The organism is Dongia sp. (assembly GCF_041906375.1).
Classification (GTDB): Bacteria; Pseudomonadota; Alphaproteobacteria; order Dongiales; family Dongiaceae; genus Dongia.
On the sequence record NZ_JAYRJJ010000001.1, the window covers coordinates 364757 to 390810 of the forward strand.

Here is a 26054-nt window from a genome sequence, read left to right on the forward strand (position 1 = left end):
GGAAGATGAGCGAACTCAGCCTGCATATTCCTGGAATCGCCGGCGGCACCTATGCGGTGCTGGGCCTCGGCCGTTCCGGTGCTGCGACGGCGGAGGCGCTGATCCGTTCCGGTGCGCGCGTGCTGGCCTGGGACGATTCTGAGACCGCGCGCGCCGCGGTACCGGCCGACATTCTGGTCAATCTGAAGGATGTCGACTGGACGGGCATCGACGCGCTGGTCATGAGCCCGGGCATCCCGCATACGCATCCGACCCCGCATCCGGTAGCAGCGGCGGCCAAGGCGGCGGGCAAGCCGATCATTTCGGATATCGAATTGCTGGCGCTGGCGCAGCCGCAGGCGCGCTTCGTGTGCATCACCGGCACCAACGGCAAATCCACGACGACGACGCTCATCGCCCATGTGCTGAAAGCCGCCGGCCGCCGGGTCGAGGTGGGCGGCAATCTCGGTCAGGCCGCTCTGTCGCTGGCGCCGGTCGGGATCGACGGCATCTATGTGCTGGAGCTTTCCTCCTATCAACTCGACATCACGCCGACGCCATTGGCCGACATCGCCCTGCTCCTCAACATCACGCCGGATCATCTCGATCGCCATGGCGGGATGGAGGGCTATATCACCTCGAAACAGGCCATCCTGCGCCCGAAAGGCAAATCCAGCATCGGTATCGTCGGCCAGGACGATGCGCCGAGCCGGGCTACATTCACGGCGCTGAAGGATCAGGGGCGTCGTCTCATCCCGATCTCGGCCGAAAAGCCGGTGACAAACGGCGTCTATGTCGACAAGGACGGTCGCCTCATCGACGCGCTCAAGGGCGCATCCGTGACCGTGCTCGACCTGAAGTCGATCGCGAGCCTGCCCGGCAAGCACAATTGGCAGAATGCCGCCGCGGCCTATGTCGCCGTGAAGGCGCTGGGCCTGCAGCCGGAAGAGATTGTCGCCGGCTTCCAGAGCTATCCGGGCCTCGCCCATCGCCAGGAGCTGGTCGCGACCATGGGCGGCATCCGCTATATCAACGATAGCAAGGCGACCAATGCCGATGCCGCCGAAAAGGCGCTGGCCTGCTACGACAACATCTATTGGATCATCGGCGGCAAACCGAAGGAAGGCGGCCTCGCCGGCCTCGAGCCCTATTACGGCAAGATCCGCCACGGCTTCCTGATCGGCGAAGCGGCCGCGGCCTTCTTCAAGCAGATCAACCGGGCCTTCCCGACCACGATGAGTGGCACGCTGGAAAAGGCCGTGGCTGATGCCCATGCCCTGGCCCAGCGCGAAAAGAAGCCGGGTGCGGTTGTGCTGCTGTCGCCGGCCTGTGCTTCCTTCGACCAGTACCCGAACTTCGAAATCCGCGGCAATCGCTTCCGTGCCCTGGTAGAAGACATCGCGGGCAGAAAGGGGGCGGCATGAGAGGCTTTGCCCGCACCGACCGCTCGATGGTGGCGCAATGGTGGTGGACGGTCGACCGCTGGATGCTGGCGGCCGTCGTGGCACTCGCCTTCATCGGCGCCATCCTGGTCCTCGCCGCAAGCCCGGCCGTCGCGACGCGCATCGGCATGGACAGCTTCGCTCTGGTTCGCCGCCATTACGCCATGTTGCCCTTGGCGCTGGCGACAGTCGTCTTCGTCTCCATGCTGTCGGCCAAGCAGGTGCGGCGCCTGGGCGTCATCCTGTTCTTCGTCTTCTTCGGTCTGACCGTGCTGACACTCTTTTTCGGTGTCGAGATCAAGGGGGCGACGCGCTGGATTTCGGTGGGGCCGCTGTCCCTGCAACCCTCTGAATTCCTGAAGCCCTGCTTTGCCATCTTTGCCGCCTGGATGTTCTCGCTGCAGAAGACGTCGCCGAGCGCGCCGGGCAATATCATCGCCATCGGCGCCTATCTCGCAGTCGTTGCGGTGCTGCTGAAGCAGCCGGATCTCGGTATGACGGCCGTCGTCACCGCGACCTGGGCGGCCCAGTTCTTTATCGCCGGCCTTCCCATCTTCTGGGTATTGCTGCTGGTGGGCGCCGGCGTTGCCGGTCTGGTCGGCGCCTATTTCGCCCTGCCGCACGTGACCGAGCGCGTCGATCAATTCTTCAATCCGGCGAGCGGCGATACCTATCAAATCGACCGTGCGCTCGAAGCCTTCCAGAATGGCGGTCTTTACGGCAAGGGTCCGGGCGAGGGCTCCGTGAAGTTGGTTCTGCCCGATGCCCATGCCGATTTCGTCTTCGCGGTGGCAGGGGAGGAATTCGGCCTCATCGTCTGTCTCATCCTGGTGGCGCTCTTTGCCTTCATCGTGCTGCGCGCCCTGTCGCGACTGCTGGGCGAGCACAATCATTTCATCATCCTGGCCGCCACGGGCCTGGTCACCTCGTTTGGCCTGCAGGCCATCGTCAACATGGCGTCGACCCTGCATCTGATGCCGACCAAGGGCATGACCTTGCCGTTCATTTCCTATGGCGGCTCGTCCATCGTGGCCATCGGGCTTGGCGTCGGCATGCTGCTGGCGCTCACCCGCCGGCGCTTCCCGGGGAGCGTCGAGCCATGATCGCCAACGATAACCGGGCGCAAATCGTGCTCGCTGCCGGTGGGACCGGCGGCCATATGTTCCCGGCGGAAGCACTGGCGGAAGCCCTGCTGCGCCGTGGCTGCCGCATCGATCTCATCACCGACGAGCGCGGTCAGGGTTTCGGCAACCGCCTGCCGGAGGTCGCCGTCCATCACGTCTCTTCCGGCGGTGTCGCCGGCAAGGGGCTGGTGCCGAAGGTGAAGAATATTGCCCGCCTGGCGCTCGGCTATTTCCAGTGCCGCAGCCTGATCAAGCGCCTTGACCCGCTCGTGACGGTCGGTTTTGGCGGCTATCCGTCCGTTCCGCCCTTGCTGGCCGCGCAGCAGCGCGAGAGCCGCACGGTGCTGCACGAACAGAATGCCGTCGCCGGCCGTGCCAACCGCTTCCTGATGAAGCGGGCGAGCAAGGTCGCGCTGAGCTTCCCGCAAGTACGCTTTACCGACGATTTGCCCGCTGAGAAGCGCGTCGTCACAGGCAATCCGGTGCGTCCCGCAATCGCAGCCTTGGCCGACCAGCCTTATCGCGCGCCGCGCGGTTTCGAGCCGATCAACCTGCTTATTTTTGGCGGCAGCCTCGGTGCCCGTTCCTTTTCGCGCCACATTCCGGCGGGCATCGCTTTGATGTCGGCCGAGCTGCGCAACCGCCTGCGCATCGTACAGCAGTGCCGCCCCGAAGATTTGGAGAGTGTTGCCGACGCCTACAAGGCGACCGGACTTGCGGTCGAGTTGAAGCCCTTCTTCGACGACATGCCTGCGCGTCTTGCCATCGCTCATCTCGTCTTGTGCCGATCGGGTGCCTCGACGGTGACGGAGCTGACCGCCGCCGGGCGTCCCTCCCTGATGGTGCCGCTGCCCAATTCGATCGATGATCATCAATTGGCCAATGCCCGTGCGCTCGAAGGCCCGGGTGCCGGCTGGGTGCTCACGGAATCCGCCCTGTCGCCGGCCTCAATCGCCGAGCGGCTCACCACCATCCTCAACCATCCCGACCGGCTCGACCTCGCCGCCGCCGCTGCCAAGAAACTTGGCCGACGCGATGCCGCCGAGCGCCTTGCCGATGTGGTGATGGGGCTCGTCCCGGCGAGCCGGCAACAGAATTTGAAGACGGAGCAGGTTTGATGCGCGCCCTACCACTCGACATCGGCGTCATCCATTTTGTCGGCATCGGCGGCATCGGCATGAGCGGCATTGCCGAGATTCTGCACAATCTCGGCTATAAAGTGCGCGGCTCGGATCTCGCCGACAGCTACAACACCAAGCGCCTGAAGGACAAAGGCATTCCGGTCGAGATCGGCCACCGTGCCGAGAATCTGGCTGATGCCGCCGTCATCGTCATTTCTTCCGCCGTGAAGCCGGATAACCCTGAAGTGCTGGCCGCCCGCGCCAAATGGCTGCCCGTCGTGCGTCGCGCCGAGATGCTGGGCGAACTGATGCGCCTCAAATGGTCGGTTGCCATCGGCGGGACCCATGGCAAGACGACGACCACGTCTTTGGTGGCGGCTCTCCTCGAAGCCGGCGGATTCGATCCCACCGTCATCAATGGCGGCATCATCAACAATTACGGCACCAATGCGCGCCTCGGCGCCGGTGACTGGATGGTGGTCGAAGCGGACGAGAGCGACGGCACGTTCGTGAAGCTGCCGGCGACCATCGCCATCGTCACCAACATGGACCCCGAGCATCTCGACCATTACGGCTCAGTCGATGCGATGAACCGGGCCTATGAGGAATTCGTCAAGAATATCCCGTTCTACGGGTTTGCAGCACTTTGCATCGACCATCCGGTGGTGCAGGCGATGATCCCGCGCCTCGCCGATCGGCGCATCATCACTTACGGCTTCTCGCCGCAGGCCGATATCCGTGCCGTCGACATCGAAATGGCGCCGTCGGGCTCGACCTTCACTGTCGTGATCAGTGACCGCTTCCGCGAGACGGAGCGGGAAATCAAGAACATGAAGCTGCCCATGGTCGGCCAGCACAATGTGCAGAACAGCCTCGCCGCCATCGCCGTCGCCAATGAGATGGGTGTCGATGACGATACCTTGCGCAAGGGCCTTGCCGGCTTTGGCGGGGTCAAGCGCCGCTTCACGCGGACCGGCGAAGTGGCCGGCGTCACGGTGATCGACGATTACGGCCATCATCCGGTCGAGATTGCCGCGGTACTGAAGGCGGCGCGCCAGGCTACTCAGGCATCCGGTGTCGGTGGAACGACCGGCAAGGTGATCGCCGTGATGCAGCCGCACCGCTATTCGCGCCTCGGCAATCTGTTCGAGGATTTCTGCACCTGCTTCAACGATGCCGATCATGTCATCATCGCCGATGTATATGCTGCCGGTGAATCGCCGATCGAAGGCGTGAATGGCCAAGCGCTTGTGCAGGGCCTGCGCGAGCGCGGCCATCGGCATGTCGAACACCTTTCCGACCCCAAGGATCTCGCCGCCATGGTGGCGCCGCTGGTGCATGGCGGCGACCTGGTCGTGTGTCTCGGGGCCGGCACGATCACAACTTGGGCGCATGCACTTCCCGCTGAACTCAAGCCGCTGCTCGAGGCCAAATGATGAGGCAGGCCATGACGAGACAATTCTCGCTTCTGGAAAGGCTGCCCGCGGTCCGCGGCCGGCTTACCGAAGGTGCGAGCCTTGCCAAAGTCACCTGGTTCCGCGTCGGCGGTCCGGCGGAGGTCCTGTTCAAGCCCGCCGATGTCGCCGATCTGCAGGCCTTCCTCGCCGGCTGCCCGCAGGATGTTGCCATCACAATGCTCGGCGTCGGGTCCAACCTGCTGGTGCGCGATGGCGGCATTCCGGGCGTCGTCATCCGCTTAGGGAGAGCCTTTGCCGAGATTCGTACCGAAGGTACGCATGTCTATGCCGGTGCTGCAGCACTCGATCTCAACGTGGCGCTTGCCGCTCGCGCCGCCGGCATCGGTGGCCTCGAATTCCTCTCCGGCATTCCGGGCACGATCGGTGGCGCCTGCCGCATGAATGCCGGCGCTTATGGCAGCGATCTGGCGGCCGTTTTCGTCGGCGCGACTGCACTTGACCGCAAGGGCGTGCTGCATCGGCTCGACAAGGATGGCATGGGCTTCACCTATCGTCACAGCGCCGTGCCGGATGACTGGATTTTCTGCGGGGCCGAACTTGCCGGCCAGGCGGGCGATGCCGCTGCCATTCAGCAGCGTCTCAACGAGATCCAGGCGGCGCGCGAGGAGAGCCAGCCGGTGCGGGCACGGACGGGCGGCAGCACTTTCGTCAATCCAGTGGGTGGCAAGGCCTGGCAATTGGTCGATCAGGCCGGTTGCCGTGGCCTCACGCTGGGTGGAGCCATGGTGTCGGAGAAGCATTGCAACTTCCTCATCAACACCGGCAATGCCACTGCTGCCGAGATCGAAACACTGGGTGAGATGGTGCGTCGCCGCGTCAAGGAAACCAGCGGCATCGAACTCGCCTGGGAAATCAAGCGCATTGGCGTGCCGGCGGATTCTCCGCTGGCGATCGCCGCCAAGTCTGAAGCGTAAACGGAGTATCTGAGAGTATGAAGCGCGTCACGGTCCTGATGGGTGGTTTGTCGGCAGAGCGCGAGGTCTCCCTGGCCTCCGGCGCCAATTGTGCGGCAGCACTTAAGGAGGCGGGCTATGTCGTCGAGACGCTCGATGCGGGCGCCGACCTCGGCAGCGTCATCGCGCAGTTGAAGGCGCAGAAGCCGGACGTCGTCTTCAATGCCCTTCATGGGCGCTTCGGCGAGGACGGCAATATCCAGGGTGTCCTCAACCTGCTGAAGATCCCCTATACCCATTCCGGCCTGATGGCCTCGGCGCTGGCCATGGACAAGCCGGTAGCCAAGCGCCTGTTCGTTGCCGCCGGTCTCCGCGTGCCGGAAGGCAAGCTGCTGACCAGGGCCGAAGTGGTGGCGGGCGATCCGATGCCGCGTCCCTATGTCGTGAAGCCGTTCAACGAAGGCTCCAGTGTCGGCGTCACCATCATCAAAGAAGGCGACAATGCCAAGCCCTTCGCCGGCATCGACTGGCCGTTCGGCGACATGGTGCTGGCGGAACGCTTTGTCCCGGGCCGCGAACTGACCTGTGGCGTCATGGGCGACAAGGCGATGGCGGTGACGGAGCTGCGTCCCAAATCGGGCTTCTACGACTACGCCAACAAATATACGGGCGGTCGCACCGAGCATCTCATTCCGGCGCCGCTTCCCACCGAGGTTTATGCTGAAATCCAGCGCATGGCGGTGGCGGCGCATCAGGCCTTGGGTTGCCGCGGCGTGTCGCGCTCCGATTTCCGCTATGACGACACGGGTGCTGGCGGAATCGCCAACGTCTACATCCTGGAGACCAACACGCAGCCGGGTATGACGGAGCTCAGCCTGGTGCCGGAAATGGCGCGGCATGCCGGTATTTCCTATCCCGAACTTGTTTCCTGGATGGTGGAGCACGCTGAATGCGACGCGTAAGCGCTCATAGGGGTGCTGCTGCCGCCACGCTGCCCTTGGCGGGCGGTGTGCTGCGCAAGCGCCAGGTGAGCGCTACGCAGCGCGTGCCGGTACGCAAGCGCCCGCGTTCGGCACTTGAGCGTCACCTGGCCACCTGGGGTCTGATCCTGGGCATCAGCACTGCTGTGGGCGGCGTCGGTTATTGGAGCTTTGCCAGCGGCTGGATCGGTTATCTCAGCGCAGCGACGAGCGCGCACTTCGTCTCCGCGACGGCCGATGCCGGCTATGCGCTGGCGACGCTCGAAGTCGACGGGCGCAAGGAAACGCCCAAGCAGGACATCATGCTGGCTCTGGGCGCGATGAAGGGCGACCCGATCCTCGACATTGACCTTGAAGCGGCGCGCCAACGTATCGTCGACCTGCCCTGGGTTACCTCGGCGGTGGTCGAGCGGCGTTTGCCGGGAACCTTGCGGGTGACGCTGACCGAAGCGGAACCCCTGGCCCTGTGGCAGAAGAAGGGCGACTTCTATCTGGTCAGTCGGACCGGCGACGTGCTGGCTGTGAAGGATGTGGCGCGCTTCGGCAAGCTGCCGGTCATCGTCGGCGATGCGGCGCCGCAAAAGGCCGGCGATCTATTTGCCATGCTGGCCCTCGAACCCACATTGCAGAAGCGCGTCACCGCGGCCGTCCTCGTCGGCAATCGCCGGTGGAACCTGCGTCTCGACAACGGCGTCGACGTGAAGCTGCCGGAAGTGAATGCCGCTGCGGCCTGGGCGCGTTTTGCCGGCCTTGAGCGGCAGCATCATCTGCTCGACAAGGATATCAGCATCGTCGACCTCCGGCAGGACGACAAGCTCGTGGTGCGCCAGGCGCATCCGGCGACGTCCGGTCAAGACGAAGGCGCAGAAGGCGGTGCGAACAAGAAAACCGACAAGACCGCGCCCGGAATCAACCCCGTGCTGACGCCCGTTTCGGCGCCGGCCGCCAAGAACAACGCGACCTGAAGGGCGACAAGGCAAGAAAGATGAAGAAGCCACGCATCGCGCCCAAGAACGGATTGATCGCCGCCATCGATGTCGGCAGCAGCAAGATCTGCTGCTTCATCGCGCGCGTCGCCGATGATGGCCGTCCCAATGTCGTCGGCATCGGTCATCAGGTTTCGCGCGGCGTTCGTGCCGGCACCATCGTCGACATGGAACAGGCCGAAATGGCCGTTCTTTCCACGGTGCATGCCGCTGAACAGATGGCCGGCGAGACGATCCAGGAAGTGGTGCTCAATCTCTCCGGCGGGTATCCGGCATCGCAGACGGTCGGCGTCGAAGTGCCGCTCTCGGGCCGCGAAGTGGCCGAGCATGATCTCGAACGCGTGCTGATGCATGGCAGTCAGATCAACGGCAATGCCGAGCGGCGCCTCATCCATTCGATTCCGGTTGGCTATTCGATCGACGGCTCCAAGGGCATTCGCGATCCGCGCGGCATGTTCGGCGAGCGACTCGGTGTCGACATGCATGTCATCACCGCAGCTGCCGGTGCCGTGCGCAACCTCACCAATTGTGTCGCGAAATGTCACCTCGATATCAAGGCACTCGTGGTATCGCCTTTCGCCTCGGGTCTTTCGACTCTGGTGGATGACGAAATGGATCTCGGCGTCACGGTGATCGATATGGGGGCTGGTACCACCTCGCTCGCCGTCTTCTTCGATGGCCACGTCGTCTATACCGACTCGGTGCCGATCGGCGGTGGCCACGTCACCAACGATATCGCCCGTGGTCTTTCCACGCCGCTCACCCATGCCGAGCGCATGAAGACGCTCTATGGCAATTGCCTGGCGACCCCGGCCGACGAGCGCGAGATCATCCAGGTGCCGCAGGTGGGCGAAGAGGAAAATGGCCTGATGAACGCCATTCCGCGCTCGATCCTGATCGGCATCATCCAGCCGCGCCTCGAAGAGACCTTCGAACTGGTGCGCTCGCGCCTGGAAAGCTCCGGCTTCGACAAGGTGGCCGGCCGCCGCGTCGTGCTCACCGGCGGTGCCAGCCAGCTTTCGGGCGTGCGCGAACTCTCGGCGCTCGTTCTCGACAAACAAGTGCGCATGGGCAGGCCCTTGCGCATTCATGGCCTGGCCGACGCCACCAATGGCCCGGCCTTTGCCACGGCGACCGGCCTGCTCTCTTACGCCCTCGAAACCGATGCCGAGGTCATGCGCCCCGGCAAAGCCCGCGAACAGGCGTCGACCGGCTTTATCGGCCGTTTCGGCACCTGGCTAAAAGACAATTTCTGATCATGCGTACGGAATAAGCGAACTCAAAAAGGAGGCACCTCAATGTCACTCAATCTTTCTCTGCCCCAAGATCCATTCGACATCCGCCCGAAGATCACGGTGATCGGCGTCGGCGGTGCCGGCGGCAATGCCGTTTCCAACATGATCCGTTCGAAGCTGGAAGGCGTCGAATTCATGGTGGCCAACACCGATGCCCAGGCCTTGCAGCAATCACTCTGCGAACGCCGCATCCAGCTCGGCTCAACCGTGACCAAAGGGCTCGGCGCCGGTGCGCGCCCGGATATCGGCCGCGCTTCGGCCGAAGAGGCCGTGCGTGAAATCGCCGAACAGCTGGCCGGTTCCAACATGGCCTTCATCACCGCCGGTATGGGCGGCGGCACCGGTACGGGTGCGGCCCCCGTCGTGGCGCAGATCGCTCGCGAGCAGGGCATCCTCACCGTCGGCGTGGTGACGAAGCCGTTCCATTTCGAAGGTGCCCACCGCATGCGTTTGGCGGAATCGGGTATCCAGGAATTGCAGCAATATGTCGACACGCTGATCATCATTCCGAACCAGAACCTGTTCCGCATCGCCAATGAAAAGACCACCTTCGCCGACGCCTTCAAGATGGCCGACGAAGTGCTCTATTCGGGTGTCCGCGGCGTCACCGATCTCATGGTCATGCCGGGCCTCATCAATCTTGATTTCGCGGATATCCGCGCCGTCATGAGCGAGATGGGCAAGGCGATGATGGGTACCGGCGAAGCGACCGGCGAAAACCGCGCCATTGCCGCGGCCGAGGCCGCCATCTCCAACCCGCTCCTCGATGAAGTCAGCATGAAGGGCGCGCGCGGTGTCCTCATCAACATCACCGGCGGCATGGACATGACCCTGTTCGAAGTCGACGAAGCGGCCAACCGCATTCGCGACGAGGTCGACCCGGACGCCAACATTATCTTCGGTTCGACCTTCGACCAGGCGCTCGACGGCAAGATCCGCATCTCGGTGGTGGCGACGGGTATCGAATCCATCGCTCAGGTGCAGCCGCGCGGCAACAGCATGGGCGGCGGCCTCTCCATCGTCGCTCGCAACCCGAACCCGCAGCCCGGTGGCTATGCCGCCGACGATCGTGGTGGTCGGATCGATGCCGTGGCGAGCAGCCCGCTCACCGCGCAGTCGATCGGCGTCCAGGCGGTCACCGCCTCGGCCGCCCAGCGCGGCATGTCCATGGGCCAGCCGCAGATGGGCCACACCAGCATGATGACGCCGACCATGGGTGCTACCGCCCTGCAGGCGCAGCCGGCGCGGCCGATCCTGCGTGACGAGATGGCGGCATTGGAAGGCATCACCCAGAAGTCGGTCGAACGTCCGGCCGAACGTCAGTCGGCCGGCGGTTTCCAGGGCGGGAACTTCGTGGCCCCGCCGGCGATGGAAGCTCGTTCGCAGCCGACCGTGTCGCAGCCGGTCGTGCAGCCGGCCTCGACGCTTGGCAGCAATCCCGGCATCACCTTGTCGGTGAAGGCGGCGGCTGAGCAGCCGCGTGCGGCGGAACCGGTGGCGCCCCAGGCGCTACAGGCGCCGATGTCTGCGCAAGGCGAAGTCCGCAAGAAGGCGCCGACCTTGTTCGAAAAGATGACCAGCCGCTTTGCCGGTCAGAACAAGGCCGCGGGTCTGCCGGGCCGTGAAACGGTGCCGGGCGGCGTGCAGCGTCCCGAACCGCGCGTTTCCCGCCAGGAACCGCAGCAGCCGGTGCAGCCTTCGCTCAATCTCGACCCGACCGACCGGCTGACCCAGAACCGCCAGGAAGAAGAAATGCTCGACATTCCGGCTTTCCTGCGTCGCCAGGCGAACTGAGTCGGATCGTGGTTTAAGGGTGCCGCTTCGGCGGCCCCTTCTGAGGTGCCTATAAACTGATCAGGGCCTGGGTGGCGAAAGCTGCCCGGGCCCCTTTTTTCTCGCCCATAACAATCACTTGGGCAAAGCCGCCCCGTTGCACCCTTGTACTTGAGCGGGAGCCGCCAGCCGCCTATAGTCGACCCGCTTCGGCCCGGGGAACAGGTATAAATGGCGACTCGAAACGATTATAAATCAAGCGCTTGGACGTATGGCAGCGCCAGACTCCTGGCGGCGGTCTTCGCCGGTTGCCTGATGGCCGCCTGCTCCAGCCCCGAACCGGAGATCCCAGAGACGCCGGTCGAGATCCTTTACAACAATGCCAAGGACGCGCTGCAGACCGGGGAGACCCGCAAGGCGGCAAAGCTGTTCGACGAGGTCGAACGCCAGCATCCCTATTCGAAATGGGCGACGCAGGCGCAGCTGATGTCGGCCTATGCCTATTATCTCGTCGACGCCTATGACGACGCCATTCCGGCGCTGGAACGATTCATCGAACTGCATCCGGGCAATCGCAGCGCGGCCTATGCCTTTTATCTGCGCGCGCTGTGCTATTACGAGCAGATCGAAGACGTGACGCGCGACCAGGGCAATACCGAACAGGCGCAGCGATCACTCTCCGACGTCGTCGCACGTTTCCCCAATACGCCCTATTCGCGTGACGCCACGGTGAAGCTCGACTTGGTGCGCGACCACCTCGCCGGCAAGGAAATGGATGTCGGCCGTTATTATCAGGTTCGCGGCCAGTATCTGGCGGCGATCAATCGCTTCAAGACAGTGGTCGACAAGTTCCAGACCACCAGCCATGTGCCGGAAGCGCTTGAGCGCCTGACCGAATCCTATGTGGCGCTCGGTGTGTTTGCGGAGGCGCAGAAGGCGACGGCCGTCCTCGGCTTCAACTATCCCGGCTCGCCCTGGTACCAGGATGCCTACAGTCTCCTCAACAGCAAGGGCCTGACCCCAGAGGGGAACGAAGTTGAGCCGCCGATTGCCTTGGTCGATCCCAGCGCGGTCAAGGGGACCGAACCCGCACCTGCGGTCGAACCGATGGCAGCGCCGCCATCCGACATCGCCCCGGCCCCGGACGCCGTCCCAGTTGACCCAGTGACCGGCTTGCCCTTGCCGGATCAAGCGGCTCCGGCCGTTTCCGCGCCGGTGCCTTCAACTGATGGCCCGGCACTGTCGACCAATTCGGCCGAAGATCTGATGGCACCCGAACCGGGCAGCGAGCCGAGCGGCGAGCAGGTCCTGATCCCGCTGGGCGACGCCCCAGCGCCGCAATAACGCGGAACGGGCGGGCCATGCTGGTCGGCCTCACCATCAACAATGTCGTCCTCATCGAAAGGCTCGAACTCGCCTTCGCACCGGGCTTAACCGTGCTTACCGGCGAAACCGGTGCCGGCAAATCGATCCTGCTGGATGCGCTTGGCCTGGCGCTGGGCGCGCGGGCGGAAAGTGGTCTGGTCCGTGCCGGAGCCGCCCACGCCATGGTGACGGCCGAGTTCCACCTGCCGCGCGATCACGAGGCGCTGGCCCTGCTCGACGAACAAGGGATCGAGCGCGATGAAAACCTCATCCTTCGGCGCCAACTGGGCAGCGATGGCCGCAGCCGCGCCTTCGTCAACGACCAGCCGGTCAGCGTCGCCTTCTTGAAATCCCTGGGTGAACATCTCATCGAGATCGAAGGCCAGTTCGAATCCCACGGTCTGCTCGACCCGGCGACCCATCGCGACCTGCTCGATGGCTTCGGCGGGCACCGGGCTGAATTGACCAAGACAGCGAGTGCCTATCGTGATTGGCGAAGTGCCGAAACGGCGCTGGCCGAGGCGCAAGCAATCCTCGAAAAGGCACGCGCAGATGAAGACTTCCTGCGCCATGCGGTGGCCGAGCTTGAATTGGCCGATCCGCAGCCGGAAGAGGAGACGAAGCTTGCCATGGAGCGGCAATTGCTGCTTTCCGGCGCGCAGGTGATCGAGGCGGTCAATGCCGCGCATCAGGATCTCGCCGGGGACCGCGGTGCGGATCGCGCGCTCATCGCGGCCGAACGCCGCTTGCAGCGCTTGGCTGACAAGCTTGGCGAAGCCCTGGGCGCGGAACTCGCGGCCATCAGCGGCTCGCTGGAGCGGGCCGGGGTTGAATTGCGAGACGCCATCGCCGGCATCCAGGCCCTCCAATCCTCGCTCGACGCCGATCCGGCGCGCCTCGAACGGGTCGAGGAACGTCTGCATCTGCTGCGCGATCTGGGGCGCAAGCACCGCGTGCGCGCCGATGCGCTGCCTGAATTGCTGGCCGATCTTGCCGCAAGATTGCAGCTGATCGACGGCAAGAGTGGAGATATCGCCGGCCTGACCGCCAAGGCGGCTGAGACGCGCAAAGCCTATCTCGCGGCGGCGGGTGCCTTGACTCAGGCGCGCCAGAAGGCCGCAAAGATTCTTGATGCCGCGGTGGCCAAGGAATTGGCGCCGCTGAAGCTCGAAAAGGCACGCTTTGCGACGCGGATCGAGGCGCTCTCCGATGCGCAGCTCGGCGAAAGTGGCGCCGACCGCATCGCCTTCGAAGTTGCGACCAATCCCGGCGCGGAACCCGGGCCGATCCAGCGCATCGCCTCCGGCGGCGAACTCGCACGCTTCATGCTGGCGCTCAAGGTTTCGCTTTCACGTGCTCAGCCTGTGCCGACCCTGGTCTTCGACGAAGTCGATGCCGGCATCGGCGGCGCAACGGCGGCTGCGGTGGGCGAGCGGTTGAAGCGCCTCGCTGATCAATTGCAGGTCCTGGTCATCACCCATTCGCCGCAGGTGGCGGCCCTCGGCGCGCAGCATTGGCGGGTCGAAAAGAAAGTGGCCAAGGGCGTTACCTCGACAACGGTAGCAACACTTCCCCAGGAAGCCCGGCGCGAGGAAATCGCCCGCATGCTCTCCGGCGCTACGATCAGCGATGAAGCGCGAGCCGCCGCCGACAAGCTGCTGAAGGGGGCTGCGTGAGCAGGTCGCGAAAGACCGCGCCGGAGCAGAAGCCGGTCGAGGACCTCAACCGGATGGAAGCAGCGTTCGAACTGGCGCATCTGGCCAAGGAGATCGCGCATCACCGGGCGCTCTACTATCAGAAAGATGCTCCCCAAATCACCGATGCTGCATTCGACGCGCTGATGCAGCGCAACGAGGCGATCGAGCGGCGCTTTCCTCAGTTGAAGCTGGCGGATTCGCCCACCGACAAGGTCGGTGCCGAGCCGGCGCAGGGATTTGCCAAGGTGCCACATCTGGTGCCGATGCTTTCACTCGACAACGCTTTTGCCGCCGAAGACGTGACGGATTTTGTCGATCGCATCCGCCGGTTCCTCGGCCTTCCAGCCGGGACACCAGTGCCGCTTGCAGCCGAGCCGAAAATCGACGGCCTCTCCGCCAACCTTCTCTATGAAGACGGAGCTTTCGTGCGGGGTGCCACCCGCGGCGATGGCGCGGTGGGCGAGGATATCACGGCCAACCTGAAGCATGTCGCCGGCCTGCCGCTGCGCCTCAAGGACGGAAATCATCCGACGCGCATCGAGATCCGCGGCGAAGTCTATATGTCGAAAGCGGGCTTCCTGAAGCTCAATGAAGCACGAGAGAAGGCCGGTGAACCGCTCTTTGCCAACCCGCGCAATGCCGCCGCCGGTTCCCTGCGCCAGCTCGACGCCGGCATCACCAAGTCGCGGCCGTTGAAGTTCTTCGCCTATGCCTTTGGCGCTGTCGAGGGGTTGAAGAGCCGCCCGGACAGCCAGCATGCGCTCAACGATCAGCTGCTCGCCTGGGGATTCGACGTCAATCCACGCCGGCGCGTGACACACGACCTTGCCGAGACATTGGCATTCTATGAATCGGTCCAGAATGACCGCGCGACGCTCGACTATGATATCGATGGTGTCGTCTACAAGGTTGACCGGGTTGATTGGCAGGAACGCCTCGGCTTCATCGGGCGCGCACCGCGCTGGGCCATCGCGCACAAATTTCCGGCCGAACAGGCCAATACCGTCTTGAAGGCGATTACCATCCAGGTCGGTCGCACGGGCGTGCTGACGCCAGTTGCGGAACTGGAACCCGTCAATGTCGGCGGTGTCATGGTGTCGCGCGCAACCTTGCATAACGAGGACGAGATTGCGCGCAAGGACATCCGCGTCGGCGATCGTGTCATCGTGCAGCGTGCCGGCGATGTCATTCCGCAGATCGTTGCCGTGCTCGATCCGGATCGCAAGGACCGATCCAGGCCCTACCAACTGCCTCACAAATGCCCCGTCTGCGGCAGCCATGCCGTGCGGGAGGAGGGCGAGGTGGCGCGCCGTTGTACCGGCGGCCTCATTTGTGCGGCCCAGGCCGTCGAGCGCCTGCGGCATTTCGTTTCGCGCATGGCCTTCGACATCGACGGGCTGGGCGGCAAGCATATCGAGGCGTTTTTTGCCGACGGGCTCATCAAATCGCCGGCCGATCTTTTCCGCCTTGAGGCGAAGCGAGACGTTCTTTTGCAGCGGGAAGGCTGGGGCGAGCTTTCAGTCGACAACCTGCTGCGCGCCATTGAGGCGCGCCGGCAGATCTCGCTTGAGCGGTTCATCTATGCGCTGGGCATTCCGCAGATCGGCGAGGAAACGGCCAAGCTGCTCGCTCGCCACTATCTGACGCTGGATGCCTGGCGTGAGGCAATGATCGCCGCCAAGGACGAGGAAAGCGCTGCTTATCAGGATCTCGCCACGATCGGGCGGATCGGCCCGTCGATCCGCGCCGATCTCATCGATTTCTTCGACGAGGCGCATAACCGTGCGGTGGTCAAGGATCTGGCCGGCTTCGTCTCGGTGCAGCCCTTTGTTCCACCCAAGGTCGGGGATTCAAAGATTGCCGGCAAGACGGTGGTTTTCACCGGCGCTTTGGAACGCATGACCCGCAACGAGGCCAAGGCCAAGGCAGAAAGCCTGGGGGCCAAGGTCGCCGGCTCGGTCTCCAAGAACACCGATTATCTGATCGCGGGAGCAGATGCGGGCTCAAAAGCAAGCAAGGCGCGCGAGCTTGGCATTGTGGTATTGTCCGAACAGGAGTGGTTGGATCTGATCGGGGGCTAGGCTGTTTCGTGATCGACCGGAATGACATCAGATCATCTCATGTCCTTGCCGGCTACGATTACTGGCTTGCCAAGCGACGCGCCCTGGCCGATCCATCTTTGCTTCCTCATCGCCGCGACTTCGATCCCCTCATCGAAATGCCGCGCCTGGCTCCTCGTCTGATGCTGATGGATGTCCGGCGCGACCCGCTCGACTTCCGCTATCGGCTGGTCGGCACGGCTTTGCGGCGACACATGGCTACCGATTGGACGGGGCGCTGGCTCAGCGACATACCCTTCCAGCGGCCAGGTTCGACCGTCTGGGAGAACAACCTCGCGGTGATACGCACACGTAGCCCATTGCTGGCGCGTCCACCCTATATCGGCCCACACCGGGATTTTCTCTTCGTCGAAAGCATCATCCTGCCGCTGGCCGGCGACGATCAGGAGGTCGATATGCTGATGTTCGCCGTCGATTTCATTGGCGCAGCGGAAATGGCATCGCATGCGCCCAGCACCGCGGACCTGGTGAAGAAGTAGTCGCCATCGCCTGAGATGCTGGGGGAAGTGGCCGGCGAATTTCAGGCGAGATCAGTTGCCGGTGTTCTGCTCGGCCTGGTTCGTGGCGTTCTGCACCGTGACGCCGATCAGGGCAAAGACCTTGTTGAGGCCGTTGCCCGAGACCTGCGTCCCGACATAGAGGGCCAGGGCGAGGAGGCCGGCAATGACGCCATACTCGATGCTCGTGGCGCCAAGTTCCGACAGGCAAAGGCGCCGCCGCGTCCCGCTGGTTGCCAGCTTTGACGCGTCGGCAGGGCCGGGCCGTCCGGGCTCATTCTCTTCCAACGGCACAATGCTCCTGTTGTTTGCGGCTCTTCGTGAACCAGGTAACCGGTGCGTCTCTGTTAGGAAATAATAACATGCCCCCCCCGGTAGCCGTAACGCAATTCGGCCTATTCAGGCCCGCCGCCACTGCTTCACTTGATCGAGCAGCGCACGTGCACGAATCTTGTGGGGGCCATAATCCTCGATCCCGATGAACTGGCTGACTTCTGCGGATCCTTTGGTGAGTGGCCAGATGCCGTACTCGTAAGAAAACGCGCTGCCGGAGAGAGTTTTTACCGTACTCACACCATAGACGGGCCTCGCTGTCTGGGCACACAGGCGATAGTGATCCATCCAGGCTTCTTCATCGCCGGCGGGAATCAGTTCATCGAGATAGCAGCCGGCGAAATCCATTCCCGCGATCTGCACCACTTCGGTGCCGAGCAGCCGATAGCGGACGCGAAAAGGGCGGATAAGCTCCGAGATGAGAACATACGGTAACAGCTGGGAAATTTCCGCTGGATCGAGGTCGGCGCGGTCGGGCAATGGGCGTGATCCAGCCTTGGCATGCCACCAGGCATCGAGTGCCTGGACGCGCTGCGATGTCGACCTGCTGATGTCCTGCCACGCGGTCATCCGGCCTCCGGATGTTGCCTGTCTGAACATTAGAATAGGGCCAACCTCTCACAACCGAAAGGGATACATCGAAATGAGAGGCATGGCTGTTGGCAAGCAGCGGTCGATGCCGCGCATTTTCGGAAAATCTAACGATTCTGCCGTAGAGCTGGCGATACATGCCAGGGGAGTGATGGTGCCGCCTCGCGGACTTGAACCGCGGACCTACTGATTACGAATCAGTTGCTCTACCGCTGAGCTAAGGCGGCGCCGGGCCGTGACACCGAGTCTGAATCCAACCGGTTGGCGCGGGCCGGAAGCTAGTTTATCAGCCGGGCCGCGTCAACTGATGCAGCACCGGAATTCGCCGAGGCGTCGGCCTTGCCCGCCGGCCCGCCAGAGCCTGGCAAAACGTCAATTTCTTTTGTGCGATCAAGGGGATCGCCAGCACCAGGAACGATCACGCTGAGGGCCAGGGCGTTGCCACCCAAGCGGGTCGCTGCCGGATGGCGCCATTCCAGACTGTCGATGGCCTGGCATTGCGGGCAGACCAGCTGCCAGTGACCACTCTCCGGCCCGGCTTCGCCGCGATGGCCGCATTGCCGGCAGAGCCACGAAGCGTCGGGCCGGGCCGAACTGGCCGCATCCAGCCAGCGCCGGGACGCGGCCGGGTCGTGCCGCTCGCGGTCTTCGAGCTGCGCCATGGCACGGCAGGTCGAGCGGCTGGGCCCTCCCAGATGCTCGGTCTCGAAGGCGACCAATTGGTCGATATGGCGCCGGGCTTCGCCCCAGAGCTCGGCGGCCAGGTCCGCCTCTGCCAGAATGCGATGGCTTTCGGCATGGTCCGGGTTCTGCTTCTGCAAGCGCTCCAGGCGCTGCGTGCGCTCCAGGGGCTTCTCGTTTTCGCCCAATGTCAAATAGAGCTCGCCCAACGTCTCATGCGGGTGACTGTCCCAGATCTGTTCGATGAGGCGCATCGCTTCCTTGCGTTTGCCCATCCGCAGCAGCAGGCGCACCAGCACAAAGCGCGCGGGCGCAAAATCGCCAGACAGTTTGACTGCTTCCCGCGCCGCACTGAGGGCGACGTCATTTGAGACATCGGTGCCACCGACGATCAAGGCCTGTCGCGCCTTTTCGGTGAGCAGGGCTGCGCGGCGGCGTTGGCCATGGCGGGCATCGAGCGCACCGGCGCGAACCAGTGCCTTCAGGCTTTCATCGGCAGAGTCGAAACGCCCGGCCTTGGCCTGCAGCCGCAACGCGGTCTCGGCCGCCCATTGGGCATGTGGATTGGCGGCAAGGGCCCGCTCGGCCAAGCGGCGCGCCTCGGTCTCGTTGCCTTCCTTGAGGGCGCTCAGGGCAAGGCCGCGAAGGCCCAGAATGGCTGTTTCCGGCGTTTCCGCCAGCGCCTTGAAATGAGCGTGGGCGGCCGTCTCGTCGCCTTCCAATTGGGCAGCCTGCGCCGCCAGCAGGCGGGTGATCGGGGGTTCCTTGCCGCGCTGGACGAGCAGCTTGCGCGCCATCACCGATAGGCGTTTGGCTTCCCGCGCATCGCCAGCCGCTGCGGCGGCGAGACCGCGCGTGAGGACCTGATAACCCTTGGCCTCGCGTGCGGCACCGCGCATCGCGCCGACGTTGCTGGGGATGGCAATGACACGCATCATGAGGCGGCCAATCACGTAGAGGACTGCCAGGAAAAGCAGCGACCCCAACAGCGCCAGTGCAACGGGGTGCAAATCAATGCGATAACCGAACCACGTCAGCGACAGATTTCCTGGGTGGCTGGCGAGACCCCACGCGACAAGAATAACCGCGGTGAGCTTAATGAAGAACCAGAGGACTCGGAAGAAGGTCATGACCTGCTCCGCCTCAGTTCGAGGGTTCGGTCTGGGCGCCTGCGCCGGCGTCAGCCGCCGGCGTCAGAGCTTCGACCGAGAGTGTTGCAAGCTGTGTGGCGGCGGCGTCTACGGCGAGGCGTGCTTCGGCGCGGGTGAGCCAAGCCTTGGCCATGTCGGCCGACTGGCCGCCGAGGCCCTTCACTTCCGTCACGGCCGCGCCAAGATCGCCATCGCCAAGCCGCATTTCAGCGCGGGCAAGATGCGCCAGCGCCGTATCACCTTCGACCTCGCCCACCGGTCGCACGGTCACCAATTCGGAGAGGCGACCGAGCGTCTTTTGTAGCCACGAGCTTTCAGCGCCAAGCGCCGCGCCGGCTGCGTCGGCCGAGGCAGCCTGAGCGATGCCCGCAGCGGGGAACTCGGCCTGCAGCTGTGAGAGCGTCGGCGCACCTTCATTCGCCAGCGGCTTCAAGCCCTCAAGAGCGGGGGCGAGCTTGGCGGCAAGGTCGGCATCGGCACGGCCAAGATCCTCGGCCGCCGCAAGCTCGGCCGCAAAGGGCGCTGAACCGGATAGGGCACCGCGCAGCTGACCGAGTGCGAGGACCAGGGCCGCGGCACGCTGGCGCTTCAGCACCGCATCCGCCTTTGCCTCGCTGATTTCATTGAGGCTGGTACCAAGCGATTTCGCCTGCGCTTCCAGTTCCGCCAGACGATCGCCCAGCGCCGCGACATTGTCGAGCTTGGCCTTCGCGGTTTCGATCTCCGCCTTCTGGGTTGCCGTCTCGCTGCTCAGGAAGTCGAGCCGCGTGGTGGTATCGCCGAGAGCGGCGAATTTGCCTTCAAGCTCCGCAATCCGGCTAGTCAAGGCATCGACGTCCATGGCCGGTGCCGCGGCATCTGTCGACGGGGCCGCGAGTTCGGCCGGCGCCTGTTCCGCCACCGGTAAATTCTTCAGCTTGTCTTCGAGGGCTGCCAGGCGCATCTCGATCGGGCCGAGGTCGACGGGTGTGGTCGTGTCGGGGGTGATGCCGCTCGCCTGTGCCAGCTGGTCCTTCCAATTGGTTATCTCGGCCTGCAATGCCTCGATATTCTGGCGCGCTTCCGTATCGACCGCCTGTCGGCTCGACATTTGCTGCTTCAGGCTTGCCAGTTCCTCGCTGATGGCTGCCAGCGTGGCGCCGTCCTGGCTGGCGGAGATCGGCAGATAAGGGCGCCAGTAGGGCTCGGCCACCACCATGCCGGCGCCGGCAACGGCACCGGCGAGAAGGCCGATGATCAAGCTGCCGCCGCGTCCGCCGCTGGCCGGCTTCGGCATGGCCGCGACGATGGCGGCACCGGCGGCCGCATCGCTCGCCGCCGCCGCGCGCATCTCGTCATTGATGCCGGCACCGGAGCGACCGGGTTCCGTTGCCGGGTCCGCGTTGGGACCCTCCGCTGGATTCGACATCTCCGCCTCTCTCCTTTGTTGCTCCTCGGTGACGAGGGCCAACAGTGATGATGTGTCGGGACGCGTAGCGATCTCGATGCGTCGCCAATCCAAATCCTTTACCTCGCGGGCCACCGCCGCACTGAGGCACAGCGCCGTGACGCGGCTGAGACCTTCGCCGCCCGCATCGGGTTGCTGGCTGCCGCGCCACAATTGCACAAAGGTGCGCGCCGAGCGCGGCGAGAAGAGGGCAATGGCATCGATGCCGCCCAGCCGCAGGTTCATCAACGTACTCGGCGAAAGCTCGCTCGCCGGCACGGCATCATATAGGGCGACGCGCTTCACCGTGAAGCCGGAAGCTTCCAATTGCCCCTTGAGGTCGCCGGCAAGGCTGGAGCCCGCGGCATGCAACAGTGCACCGTCGGCCGGATTGAGGCGGTCCGCGACCAGGGTAGCAAGGCTGTCCACGTCGCCGCTGGCGCTTTCGACAGTGACAAATCCGAGCGAACGCGCGGTCACTGCCGACGCATCGCCCACGGCGAAGACCTTGAGGTCACGGCGCGCATGGATCGCTGCGAAACAGCGCACGCCATTAGCGCTGGTGAAAAGGAGCGCCTGCACACCGCCCAGATCGATCTCGGGGACGGTGATCGGCTGGATGCGCAGCAACGGTTCGACCGTAACCTCAATGTCGCGCGCGGCCAAGGCCGCGGCGAAGCTGTCAGCATCTTCCCTGGGTCGCGTGATGAGAATGCGCATGGGGAGGAAGTTAAGCCAGGAAATCGGGCCCGGCTAGTGACTTCAGGGCGCACCCCGAGTCGCGGCCGAGGCGTTCCGCATCCGCCACTGGCCCGCTGCGTTCATCGCGGTGAAGACTGGTGCCGTCGGGCTTGGCGACCAGGGCGCGCAAATGCAGCCGGCCGTCGGGTGTCAGTTCGGCATAGGCGGCAATCGGCGTGCGGCAGGAACCTTCCAATTCGGCAAGGCAGGCACGTTCCGCCGTTACCGCTGCTGCGGTTGCGGCATGATGCAGCGGTGTCAGAAAATCCCGCATGCGGCGATCGGTCGCGCGAATTTCCAGGCCGATGGCCCCTTGTGCCACTGCCGGCAACATTTCCGTCATGTCGAGGATCGCGGTCGCGACATCCGCTTTGTCCAGGCGCTTCAGTCCGGCCAGCGCCAGCAGGGTTGCGTCGGCATCGCCCTTGGCCAGCTTGTTGAGCCGCGTGCCGACATTGCCTCGCAAGGTCACAACCTTGAGGTCGGGCCGCAGGGCCAGGAGCTGCGCCTGGCGCCGCAGCGAGGCCGAGCCGATCACGGCCCCCCGCGGCAGGTCGGCAATGCTGCTGCCCCTGCTGCTGATGAGTACGTCGCGCGGATCCTCGCGCTTCAACAGGCAGGCGATCTCGAGCCCCTCCGGCAACTGGGTCGGCACGTCCTTCATGGAGTGCACGGCGACATCGATCCGCCCGTCCGCCAGGGCTTCCTCGATCTCCTTGGTGAACAATCCCTTGCCGCCGATTTCCGACAGGGCGCGGTCCTGGATCTGGTCGCCCGTGGTCTTGATGACGACGATTTCGACCGCACCGGGCGCCGCCAGCGCCGGATGGGCGGCGGCGAGGCCAGATTTGACCATTTCCGCCTGCGCCAATGCCAAGGGCGAGCCGCGCGTTCCGATACGAATGGCCGCCCGGGAAAGGGGGCTGCCGCCTTGGTTGATCCGATCTTCCGAACCGGCCATAACTACCTCGCTCTTGTTGGCCCTTTCCTAGCGGCCCTGCGGGGCGATTGCAAATGCCGGAATAGGCGCAAAATGGTCGTTTTGGGTATCGAATCATCCTGTGACGAAACGGCGGCGGCGATTGTCGCCGACGACCGGCGCATCCTGGCCGATACCATCTTCGCCCAGATCGCCGAACACACCCCCTTTGGCGGCGTGGTGCCCGAAATCGCCGCCCGGGCCCATCTCGATCATCTCGACGACACCATCGCTGCCGCCATGCGCCAGGCGGGCCTTGATTTCAAGGATCTCGACGGCATCGCGGTGACCGGGGGGCCGGGGCTCATCGGTGGCGTCATCGTTGGTGTCATGATGGCCAAGGCGATCGCCTTCGCCCACGGCAAGCCCTTCATTGCCGTCAACCACCTCGAAGGTCATGCCCTTACTGCGCGGCTCACCGACGCAGTCGCCTTCCCCTATCTGCTGCTGCTGGTTTCGGGCGGGCATTGCCAGCTGCTGGTGGTGGAAGGGGTGGGACGCTACCGCCGCCTCGGTGCCACCATCGACGATGCCGCCGGCGAGGCTTTTGACAAGGCGGCCAAGCTGATGGGCCTCGGCTTTCCCGGCGGCCCGGCCGTAGCCGCCGCGGCCGCCAAGGCAACAGCGCCGTTCCGCGATCTGCCGCGCCCGATGAAGGGACGGCCCGACTGCAATTTTTCCTTTTCCGGACTGAAGACAGCCTTGCGCCAGCGCGTCGATGCGCTGCGTGCCGCCGGTGCCTTCGACGACACGGCGCGGGCCGATCTTGCCGCCGGCTTCCAGCAGGCCGTGGTCGATTGTCTGATCGACCGCACCAGCCACGCTTTGGCGATGGCCAAGGCGGACCATCCAACGCTGAGTGCGCTGGTTGTGGCCGGTGGTGTCGCTGCCAATCAGCAACTCCGCGCCGCCTTGCAGGAACTGGCCGCCAAGCATGGCCTGCCCATCGTGGCGCCACCGCCGCGTCTTTGCACGGACAATGCTGCCATGATCGCCTGGGCCGGAATCGAACGGTTCCGCTTAGGCGAACTGAGCGATTTCGATTACGCGCCGCGTCCGCGCTGGCCGCTCGATTCCGCCGCATCCGCCTTGGCCGGCGCCGGCGTCAAAGCCTGACCCACCCCTCACAACCCAAGGAAACGACCATGGCCTTCATGATCTACTGCCTCGACAAAGCCAATCACGTGGAAACGCGTCTTGCCAATCGGCCGGCCCATGTCGAGCATCTGACCAAGTATGAAAACCATCTGATCTCGGCGGGGCCGCTCCTCACCGACGATGGCCAGACAATGATCGGCAGCCTGCTGGTCGTGGATTTTGCCGACCGTGCCGGCGTCGACGCCTTCCTCGCCGCTGATCCCTATACCAAGGCGGGCCTTTTTCAGTCGGTCACCATCAAGCCCTATCGCAACGTCTTCCCGCGCGCCGCACAATAGGAGCCGCCGCCATGAATTACTGGCTGGTGAAGTCCGAGCCCGTCAAATATGCCTGGGATCAGTTGGTCAAGGATGGGAAGACCTTCTGGAACGGTGTGCGCAACTATCAGGCGGCCAACAATCTGAAGGCGATGAAGAAAGGCGACCAGGCCTTCTTCTATCATTCCAACGAAGGCCTTGCCGTGGTCGGCATCTGCGAGATCGCGAAGGAATATTACCCGGACCACACCGATGAGAGCGGCAAATTCGGCATGGTCGACGTGAAACCGGTGCGGCCGCTGAAAAATCCGGTGACGCTGGCGGCAATCAAGGCAGAGGCAGACCTCGCCGACATCGCCCTCATTCGGCAATCAAGGCTTTCCGTCATGCCGATCACGCCGGCGCAATGGAAGCTGATCTGCAAGATGGGTGGTATTAAGCCCTGATATCTCAAGATGGCCGCGATCTCGCCATGATGCGGTCGCGCCGCCGCCCGGTTCCACAGCGACAAAGCCCCTGTTCATTTATCTGACAGGGGTTTTTCCATGACCGATTCAATACTCGAACCCGCACCCAGTCCCTGGATGCAGCGCTGGCGCGGCTCCGGCTTCGAGGCCGCCAAGCGCATCCTGTTCCTCAGCCTGTTGATCCTGCTGATGATGATACCTCTTGGCATGGTCGAAGGGGTGGTGCAGGAACGCAGCCAGCGCAAACAAGAGGTGATCGCCGAAGTCGGCGAGCAATGGGGCCCCTTGCAGGCGATCGGCGCGCCGATCCTCGTCATCCCATATGACATGCTGGAAATGCGGCCCAAGGCGGATGGCAGCGAAGTGCTCTCCCGCATGCGCCATTTTGCGACCTTTCTGCCTGCGAGCAGTGCCATCGACGCGTCGAGCAAGGTCGAGAAGCGTCACAAGAGCATCTATGAGGTGCTGGTCTATGGCGCCGAAATCACCGTCGACGGGCAATTCGAGGCACCTGATTTCCAGCGCTGGAACGTGCCGCCGGAACAGATCCATTGGAACGAGGCGAGCCTTGCCATTCTGCTGCCGGGTGCGCGGGCGTTGCAATCGATCGATCTGCGTGTCGACGGACAGCAGCTCAAAGTCGATGCCGGATTGCTGCCGCAACATCCGCGCGGCCAGGGCCTGCGTGCTGATCTCCATCTGACCGGAGCCAAGTCGCTCGCCTTTTCCATGAAACTCAGCCTCAACGGGCGCGATTCGGTGAGTGTCTGGCCCCTTGGCGGACAAAGCGAGATCAGGCTGTCGAGCGACTGGCCGCACCCCAATTTCATCGGGTCGCCCTTACCCGCCAAGCGCGAGATCAGCCAGCAGGGCTTCAGTGGCACCTGGTCGATCAACCATCTGGCCACCGGCATTCCGCTGTCCTGGCGCGATGGTGAGTTCAATCTTGACACGATGGCGATGAGCTATATCGGTGTCGCCTTGACCGAGCCCGGTGACGTCCATCAGCAAACGGATCGCATCGTCAAATACGGCATGCTCGTGGTCACGCTGACCTTCGGCACCATTTTCGTTATCGGCCTGCTGAAGCGCGACCGTGTACATCTGATGCAATATCTGCTGATCGGTGCCGCCATCGCACTCTTCTATCTGTTGCTGCTCTCATTGGCGGAACAGATGCCGTTCGGTGGCGCCTATCTCGTCGCCAGCGTGGTCGACATCGCCATCGTCGCTATCTATGCCGGGGCCACCATCCGCCGGCTGATGGGGGTGCTGACCGGCCTCATCCTCGCGGCCCTGCACGGATATATGTATGTGCTGTTGCAGATGGAAAGCTACGCGCTGCTCTCTGGTACGGTCGGTCTGCTGATCATCCTCGTCCTCACCATGATCGCCACGCGCAAGGTCGATTGGTATGCCATCGGCGAGGAATCGGCGGCAGTTCCTGCCAACTGATCCTGGATTGTGGGCGGTGCGGGATCATATTCCTGCCCGCCCACAGGATAGGTTTGGGCGATTAA

At 63.9% G+C, this 26054-nt stretch carries 22 protein-coding genes and 1 tRNA gene; 17 read left to right on the top strand and 6 right to left on the bottom strand.

What is annotated here, in order from left to right; translation table 11 throughout:
• Positions 1–5 precede the first annotated feature (5 nt).
• The 13 genes from murD (at position 6) to ACE3OA_RS01785 (ending at position 16732) form a co-directional block, all read left to right on the top strand.
• Positions 6–1403, top strand: a complete 1398-nt coding sequence (gene murD / locus ACE3OA_RS01725) for a UDP-N-acetylmuramoyl-L-alanine--D-glutamate ligase (protein WP_374307165.1) — start codon at positions 6–8, stop codon at positions 1401–1403.
• On the top strand, positions 1400–2524 hold the full coding sequence (locus tag ACE3OA_RS01730) for an FtsW/RodA/SpoVE family cell cycle protein (RefSeq protein ID WP_374307167.1): 1125 nt from the start codon (positions 1400–1402) through the stop codon (positions 2522–2524). Before murD ends, ACE3OA_RS01730 begins: the two co-directional genes overlap by 4 nt.
• On the top strand, positions 2521–3663 hold the full coding sequence (gene murG, locus ACE3OA_RS01735) for an undecaprenyldiphospho-muramoylpentapeptide beta-N-acetylglucosaminyltransferase (protein WP_374307169.1): 1143 nt from the start codon (positions 2521–2523) through the stop codon (positions 3661–3663). The genes ACE3OA_RS01730 and murG overlap by 4 nt, the downstream gene beginning before the upstream one ends.
• The gene (murC, locus tag ACE3OA_RS01740) at positions 3663–5102 is read left to right on the top strand and encodes a UDP-N-acetylmuramate--L-alanine ligase (protein WP_374307171.1); all 1440 of its coding nucleotides are present in this window, start codon (positions 3663–3665) and stop codon (positions 5100–5102) included. The genes murG and murC overlap by 1 nt, the downstream gene beginning before the upstream one ends.
• Before the next feature lie 11 nt (positions 5103–5113).
• Entirely contained in the window at positions 5114–6058 is a 945-nt protein-coding gene (gene murB, locus ACE3OA_RS01745) for a UDP-N-acetylmuramate dehydrogenase (protein ID WP_374307174.1), read from the top strand.
• Positions 6059–6075: 17 nt separating this feature from the next.
• Complete coding sequence (locus ACE3OA_RS01750) at positions 6076–6999, top strand: D-alanine--D-alanine ligase (RefSeq protein ID WP_374307176.1); 924 nt, start codon at positions 6076–6078, stop codon at positions 6997–6999.
• On the top strand, positions 6987–7982 hold the full coding sequence (locus ACE3OA_RS01755; RefSeq protein ID WP_374307179.1) for a cell division protein FtsQ/DivIB: 996 nt from the start codon (positions 6987–6989) through the stop codon (positions 7980–7982). The genes ACE3OA_RS01750 and ACE3OA_RS01755 overlap by 13 nt, the downstream gene beginning before the upstream one ends.
• Before the next feature lie 20 nt (positions 7983–8002).
• On the top strand, positions 8003–9259 hold the full coding sequence (ftsA, locus tag ACE3OA_RS01760; protein WP_374307181.1) for a cell division protein FtsA: 1257 nt from the start codon (positions 8003–8005) through the stop codon (positions 9257–9259).
• A 42-nt stretch (positions 9260–9301) separates the two neighbouring features.
• Positions 9302–11092, top strand: coding sequence for a cell division protein FtsZ (gene ftsZ, locus ACE3OA_RS01765; RefSeq protein WP_374307184.1), 1791 nt, complete (start codon positions 9302–9304; stop codon positions 11090–11092).
• A 210-nt stretch (positions 11093–11302) separates the two neighbouring features.
• Positions 11303–12415, top strand: a complete 1113-nt coding sequence (gene bamD / locus ACE3OA_RS01770; protein WP_374307186.1) for an outer membrane protein assembly factor BamD — start codon at positions 11303–11305, stop codon at positions 12413–12415.
• A gap of 17 nt (positions 12416–12432) precedes the next feature.
• On the top strand, positions 12433–14112 hold the full coding sequence (recN, locus tag ACE3OA_RS01775) for a DNA repair protein RecN (protein ID WP_374307189.1): 1680 nt from the start codon (positions 12433–12435) through the stop codon (positions 14110–14112).
• Between the two features lie 53 nt (positions 14113–14165).
• Positions 14166–16214: an NAD-dependent DNA ligase LigA gene (gene ligA, locus ACE3OA_RS01780; protein ID WP_374309192.1), complete on the top strand. Its 2049-nt coding sequence runs from the start codon at positions 14166–14168 to the stop codon at positions 16212–16214.
• 8 nt (positions 16215–16222) lie between these two features.
• A complete protein-coding gene (locus ACE3OA_RS01785; protein ID WP_374307191.1) occupies positions 16223–16732 on the top strand; it encodes a PAS domain-containing protein in 510 nt (169 codons plus the stop codon).
• Between the two features lie 51 nt (positions 16733–16783).
• Here the strand turns inward: ACE3OA_RS01785 and ACE3OA_RS01790 are convergent, their stop codons facing one another.
• The 6 genes from ACE3OA_RS01790 to hemC all read right to left on the bottom strand — a co-directional run bounded on the left by ACE3OA_RS01790 (position 16784) and on the right by hemC (position 22634).
• Positions 16784–17038: a Flp family type IVb pilin gene (locus ACE3OA_RS01790; protein ID WP_374307195.1), complete on the bottom strand. Its 255-nt coding sequence runs from the start codon at positions 17036–17038 to the stop codon at positions 16784–16786.
• Between the two features lie 111 nt (positions 17039–17149).
• Positions 17150–17653, bottom strand: coding sequence for a PAS domain-containing protein (locus ACE3OA_RS01795; RefSeq protein ID WP_374307197.1), 504 nt, complete (start codon positions 17651–17653; stop codon positions 17150–17152).
• 173 nt (positions 17654–17826) lie between these two features.
• Positions 17827–17901 (bottom strand) — tRNA-Thr (locus ACE3OA_RS01800).
• Positions 17902–17952: 51 nt separating this feature from the next.
• Positions 17953–19485 carry a heme biosynthesis protein HemY gene (locus ACE3OA_RS01805; RefSeq protein WP_374307198.1) on the bottom strand — a complete coding sequence of 511 codons (1533 nt, stop codon included), beginning with the start codon at positions 19483–19485 and terminating at the stop codon, positions 17953–17955.
• A 13-nt stretch (positions 19486–19498) separates the two neighbouring features.
• Complete coding sequence (locus ACE3OA_RS01810; protein ID WP_374307200.1) at positions 19499–21652, bottom strand: uroporphyrinogen-III synthase; 2154 nt, start codon at positions 21650–21652, stop codon at positions 19499–19501.
• A gap of 10 nt (positions 21653–21662) precedes the next feature.
• Positions 21663–22634 carry a hydroxymethylbilane synthase gene (gene hemC / locus ACE3OA_RS01815; RefSeq protein WP_374307202.1) on the bottom strand — a complete coding sequence of 324 codons (972 nt, stop codon included), beginning with the start codon at positions 22632–22634 and terminating at the stop codon, positions 21663–21665.
• Between the two features lie 72 nt (positions 22635–22706).
• Between hemC and tsaD the strand changes: the two genes are divergently transcribed.
• The 4 genes from tsaD to creD all read left to right on the top strand — a co-directional run bounded on the left by tsaD (position 22707) and on the right by creD (position 25989).
• A complete protein-coding gene (tsaD, locus tag ACE3OA_RS01820) occupies positions 22707–23768 on the top strand; it encodes a tRNA (adenosine(37)-N6)-threonylcarbamoyltransferase complex transferase subunit TsaD (protein ID WP_374307204.1) in 1062 nt (353 codons plus the stop codon).
• 29 nt (positions 23769–23797) lie between these two features.
• Positions 23798–24088: a YciI family protein gene (locus ACE3OA_RS01825; RefSeq protein ID WP_374307206.1), complete on the top strand. Its 291-nt coding sequence runs from the start codon at positions 23798–23800 to the stop codon at positions 24086–24088.
• 11 nt (positions 24089–24099) lie between these two features.
• Entirely contained in the window at positions 24100–24513 is a 414-nt protein-coding gene (locus ACE3OA_RS01830; RefSeq protein WP_374307208.1) for an EVE domain-containing protein, read from the top strand.
• A gap of 99 nt (positions 24514–24612) precedes the next feature.
• Complete coding sequence (creD, locus tag ACE3OA_RS01835) at positions 24613–25989, top strand: cell envelope integrity protein CreD (RefSeq protein WP_374307210.1); 1377 nt, start codon at positions 24613–24615, stop codon at positions 25987–25989.
• Positions 25990–26054 lie beyond the last annotated feature (65 nt).

What these genes read in the sequence shown, in the direction of transcription:
- ACE3OA_RS01805 (WP_374307198.1), bottom strand. Translation starts at nt 19,485, where the DNA reads ATGACCTTCTTCCGAGTCCTCTGGTTCTTCATTAAGCTCACCGCGGTT.
- ligA (WP_374309192.1), top strand. Translation starts at nt 14,166, where the DNA reads ATGGAAGCAGCGTTCGAACTGGCGCATCTGGCCAAGGAGATCGCGCAT.
- ftsZ (WP_374307184.1), top strand. Translation starts at nt 9,302, where the DNA reads ATGTCACTCAATCTTTCTCTGCCCCAAGATCCATTCGACATCCGCCCG.
- ACE3OA_RS01755 (WP_374307179.1), top strand. Translation starts at nt 6,987, where the DNA reads ATGCGACGCGTAAGCGCTCATAGGGGTGCTGCTGCCGCCACGCTGCCC.
- ACE3OA_RS01825 (WP_374307206.1), top strand. Translation starts at nt 23,798, where the DNA reads ATGGCCTTCATGATCTACTGCCTCGACAAAGCCAATCACGTGGAAACG.
- ACE3OA_RS01830 (WP_374307208.1), top strand. Translation starts at nt 24,100, where the DNA reads ATGAATTACTGGCTGGTGAAGTCCGAGCCCGTCAAATATGCCTGGGAT.
- ACE3OA_RS01795 (WP_374307197.1), bottom strand. Translation starts at nt 17,653, where the DNA reads ATGACCGCGTGGCAGGACATCAGCAGGTCGACATCGCAGCGCGTCCAG.
- creD (WP_374307210.1), top strand. Translation starts at nt 24,613, where the DNA reads ATGACCGATTCAATACTCGAACCCGCACCCAGTCCCTGGATGCAGCGC.
- ACE3OA_RS01750 (WP_374307176.1), top strand. Translation starts at nt 6,076, where the DNA reads ATGAAGCGCGTCACGGTCCTGATGGGTGGTTTGTCGGCAGAGCGCGAG.
- murB (WP_374307174.1), top strand. Translation starts at nt 5,114, where the DNA reads ATGACGAGACAATTCTCGCTTCTGGAAAGGCTGCCCGCGGTCCGCGGC.
- ACE3OA_RS01730 (WP_374307167.1), top strand. Translation starts at nt 1,400, where the DNA reads ATGAGAGGCTTTGCCCGCACCGACCGCTCGATGGTGGCGCAATGGTGG.
- tsaD (WP_374307204.1), top strand. Translation starts at nt 22,707, where the DNA reads ATGGTCGTTTTGGGTATCGAATCATCCTGTGACGAAACGGCGGCGGCG.
- ACE3OA_RS01810 (WP_374307200.1), bottom strand. Translation starts at nt 21,652, where the DNA reads ATGCGCATTCTCATCACGCGACCCAGGGAAGATGCTGACAGCTTCGCC.
- murG (WP_374307169.1), top strand. Translation starts at nt 2,521, where the DNA reads ATGATCGCCAACGATAACCGGGCGCAAATCGTGCTCGCTGCCGGTGGG.
- recN (WP_374307189.1), top strand. Translation starts at nt 12,433, where the DNA reads ATGCTGGTCGGCCTCACCATCAACAATGTCGTCCTCATCGAAAGGCTC.
- bamD (WP_374307186.1), top strand. Translation starts at nt 11,303, where the DNA reads ATGGCGACTCGAAACGATTATAAATCAAGCGCTTGGACGTATGGCAGC.
- murD (WP_374307165.1), top strand. Translation starts at nt 6, where the DNA reads ATGAGCGAACTCAGCCTGCATATTCCTGGAATCGCCGGCGGCACCTAT.
- murC (WP_374307171.1), top strand. Translation starts at nt 3,663, where the DNA reads ATGCGCGCCCTACCACTCGACATCGGCGTCATCCATTTTGTCGGCATC.
- hemC (WP_374307202.1), bottom strand. Translation starts at nt 22,634, where the DNA reads ATGGCCGGTTCGGAAGATCGGATCAACCAAGGCGGCAGCCCCCTTTCC.
- ftsA (WP_374307181.1), top strand. Translation starts at nt 8,003, where the DNA reads ATGAAGAAGCCACGCATCGCGCCCAAGAACGGATTGATCGCCGCCATC.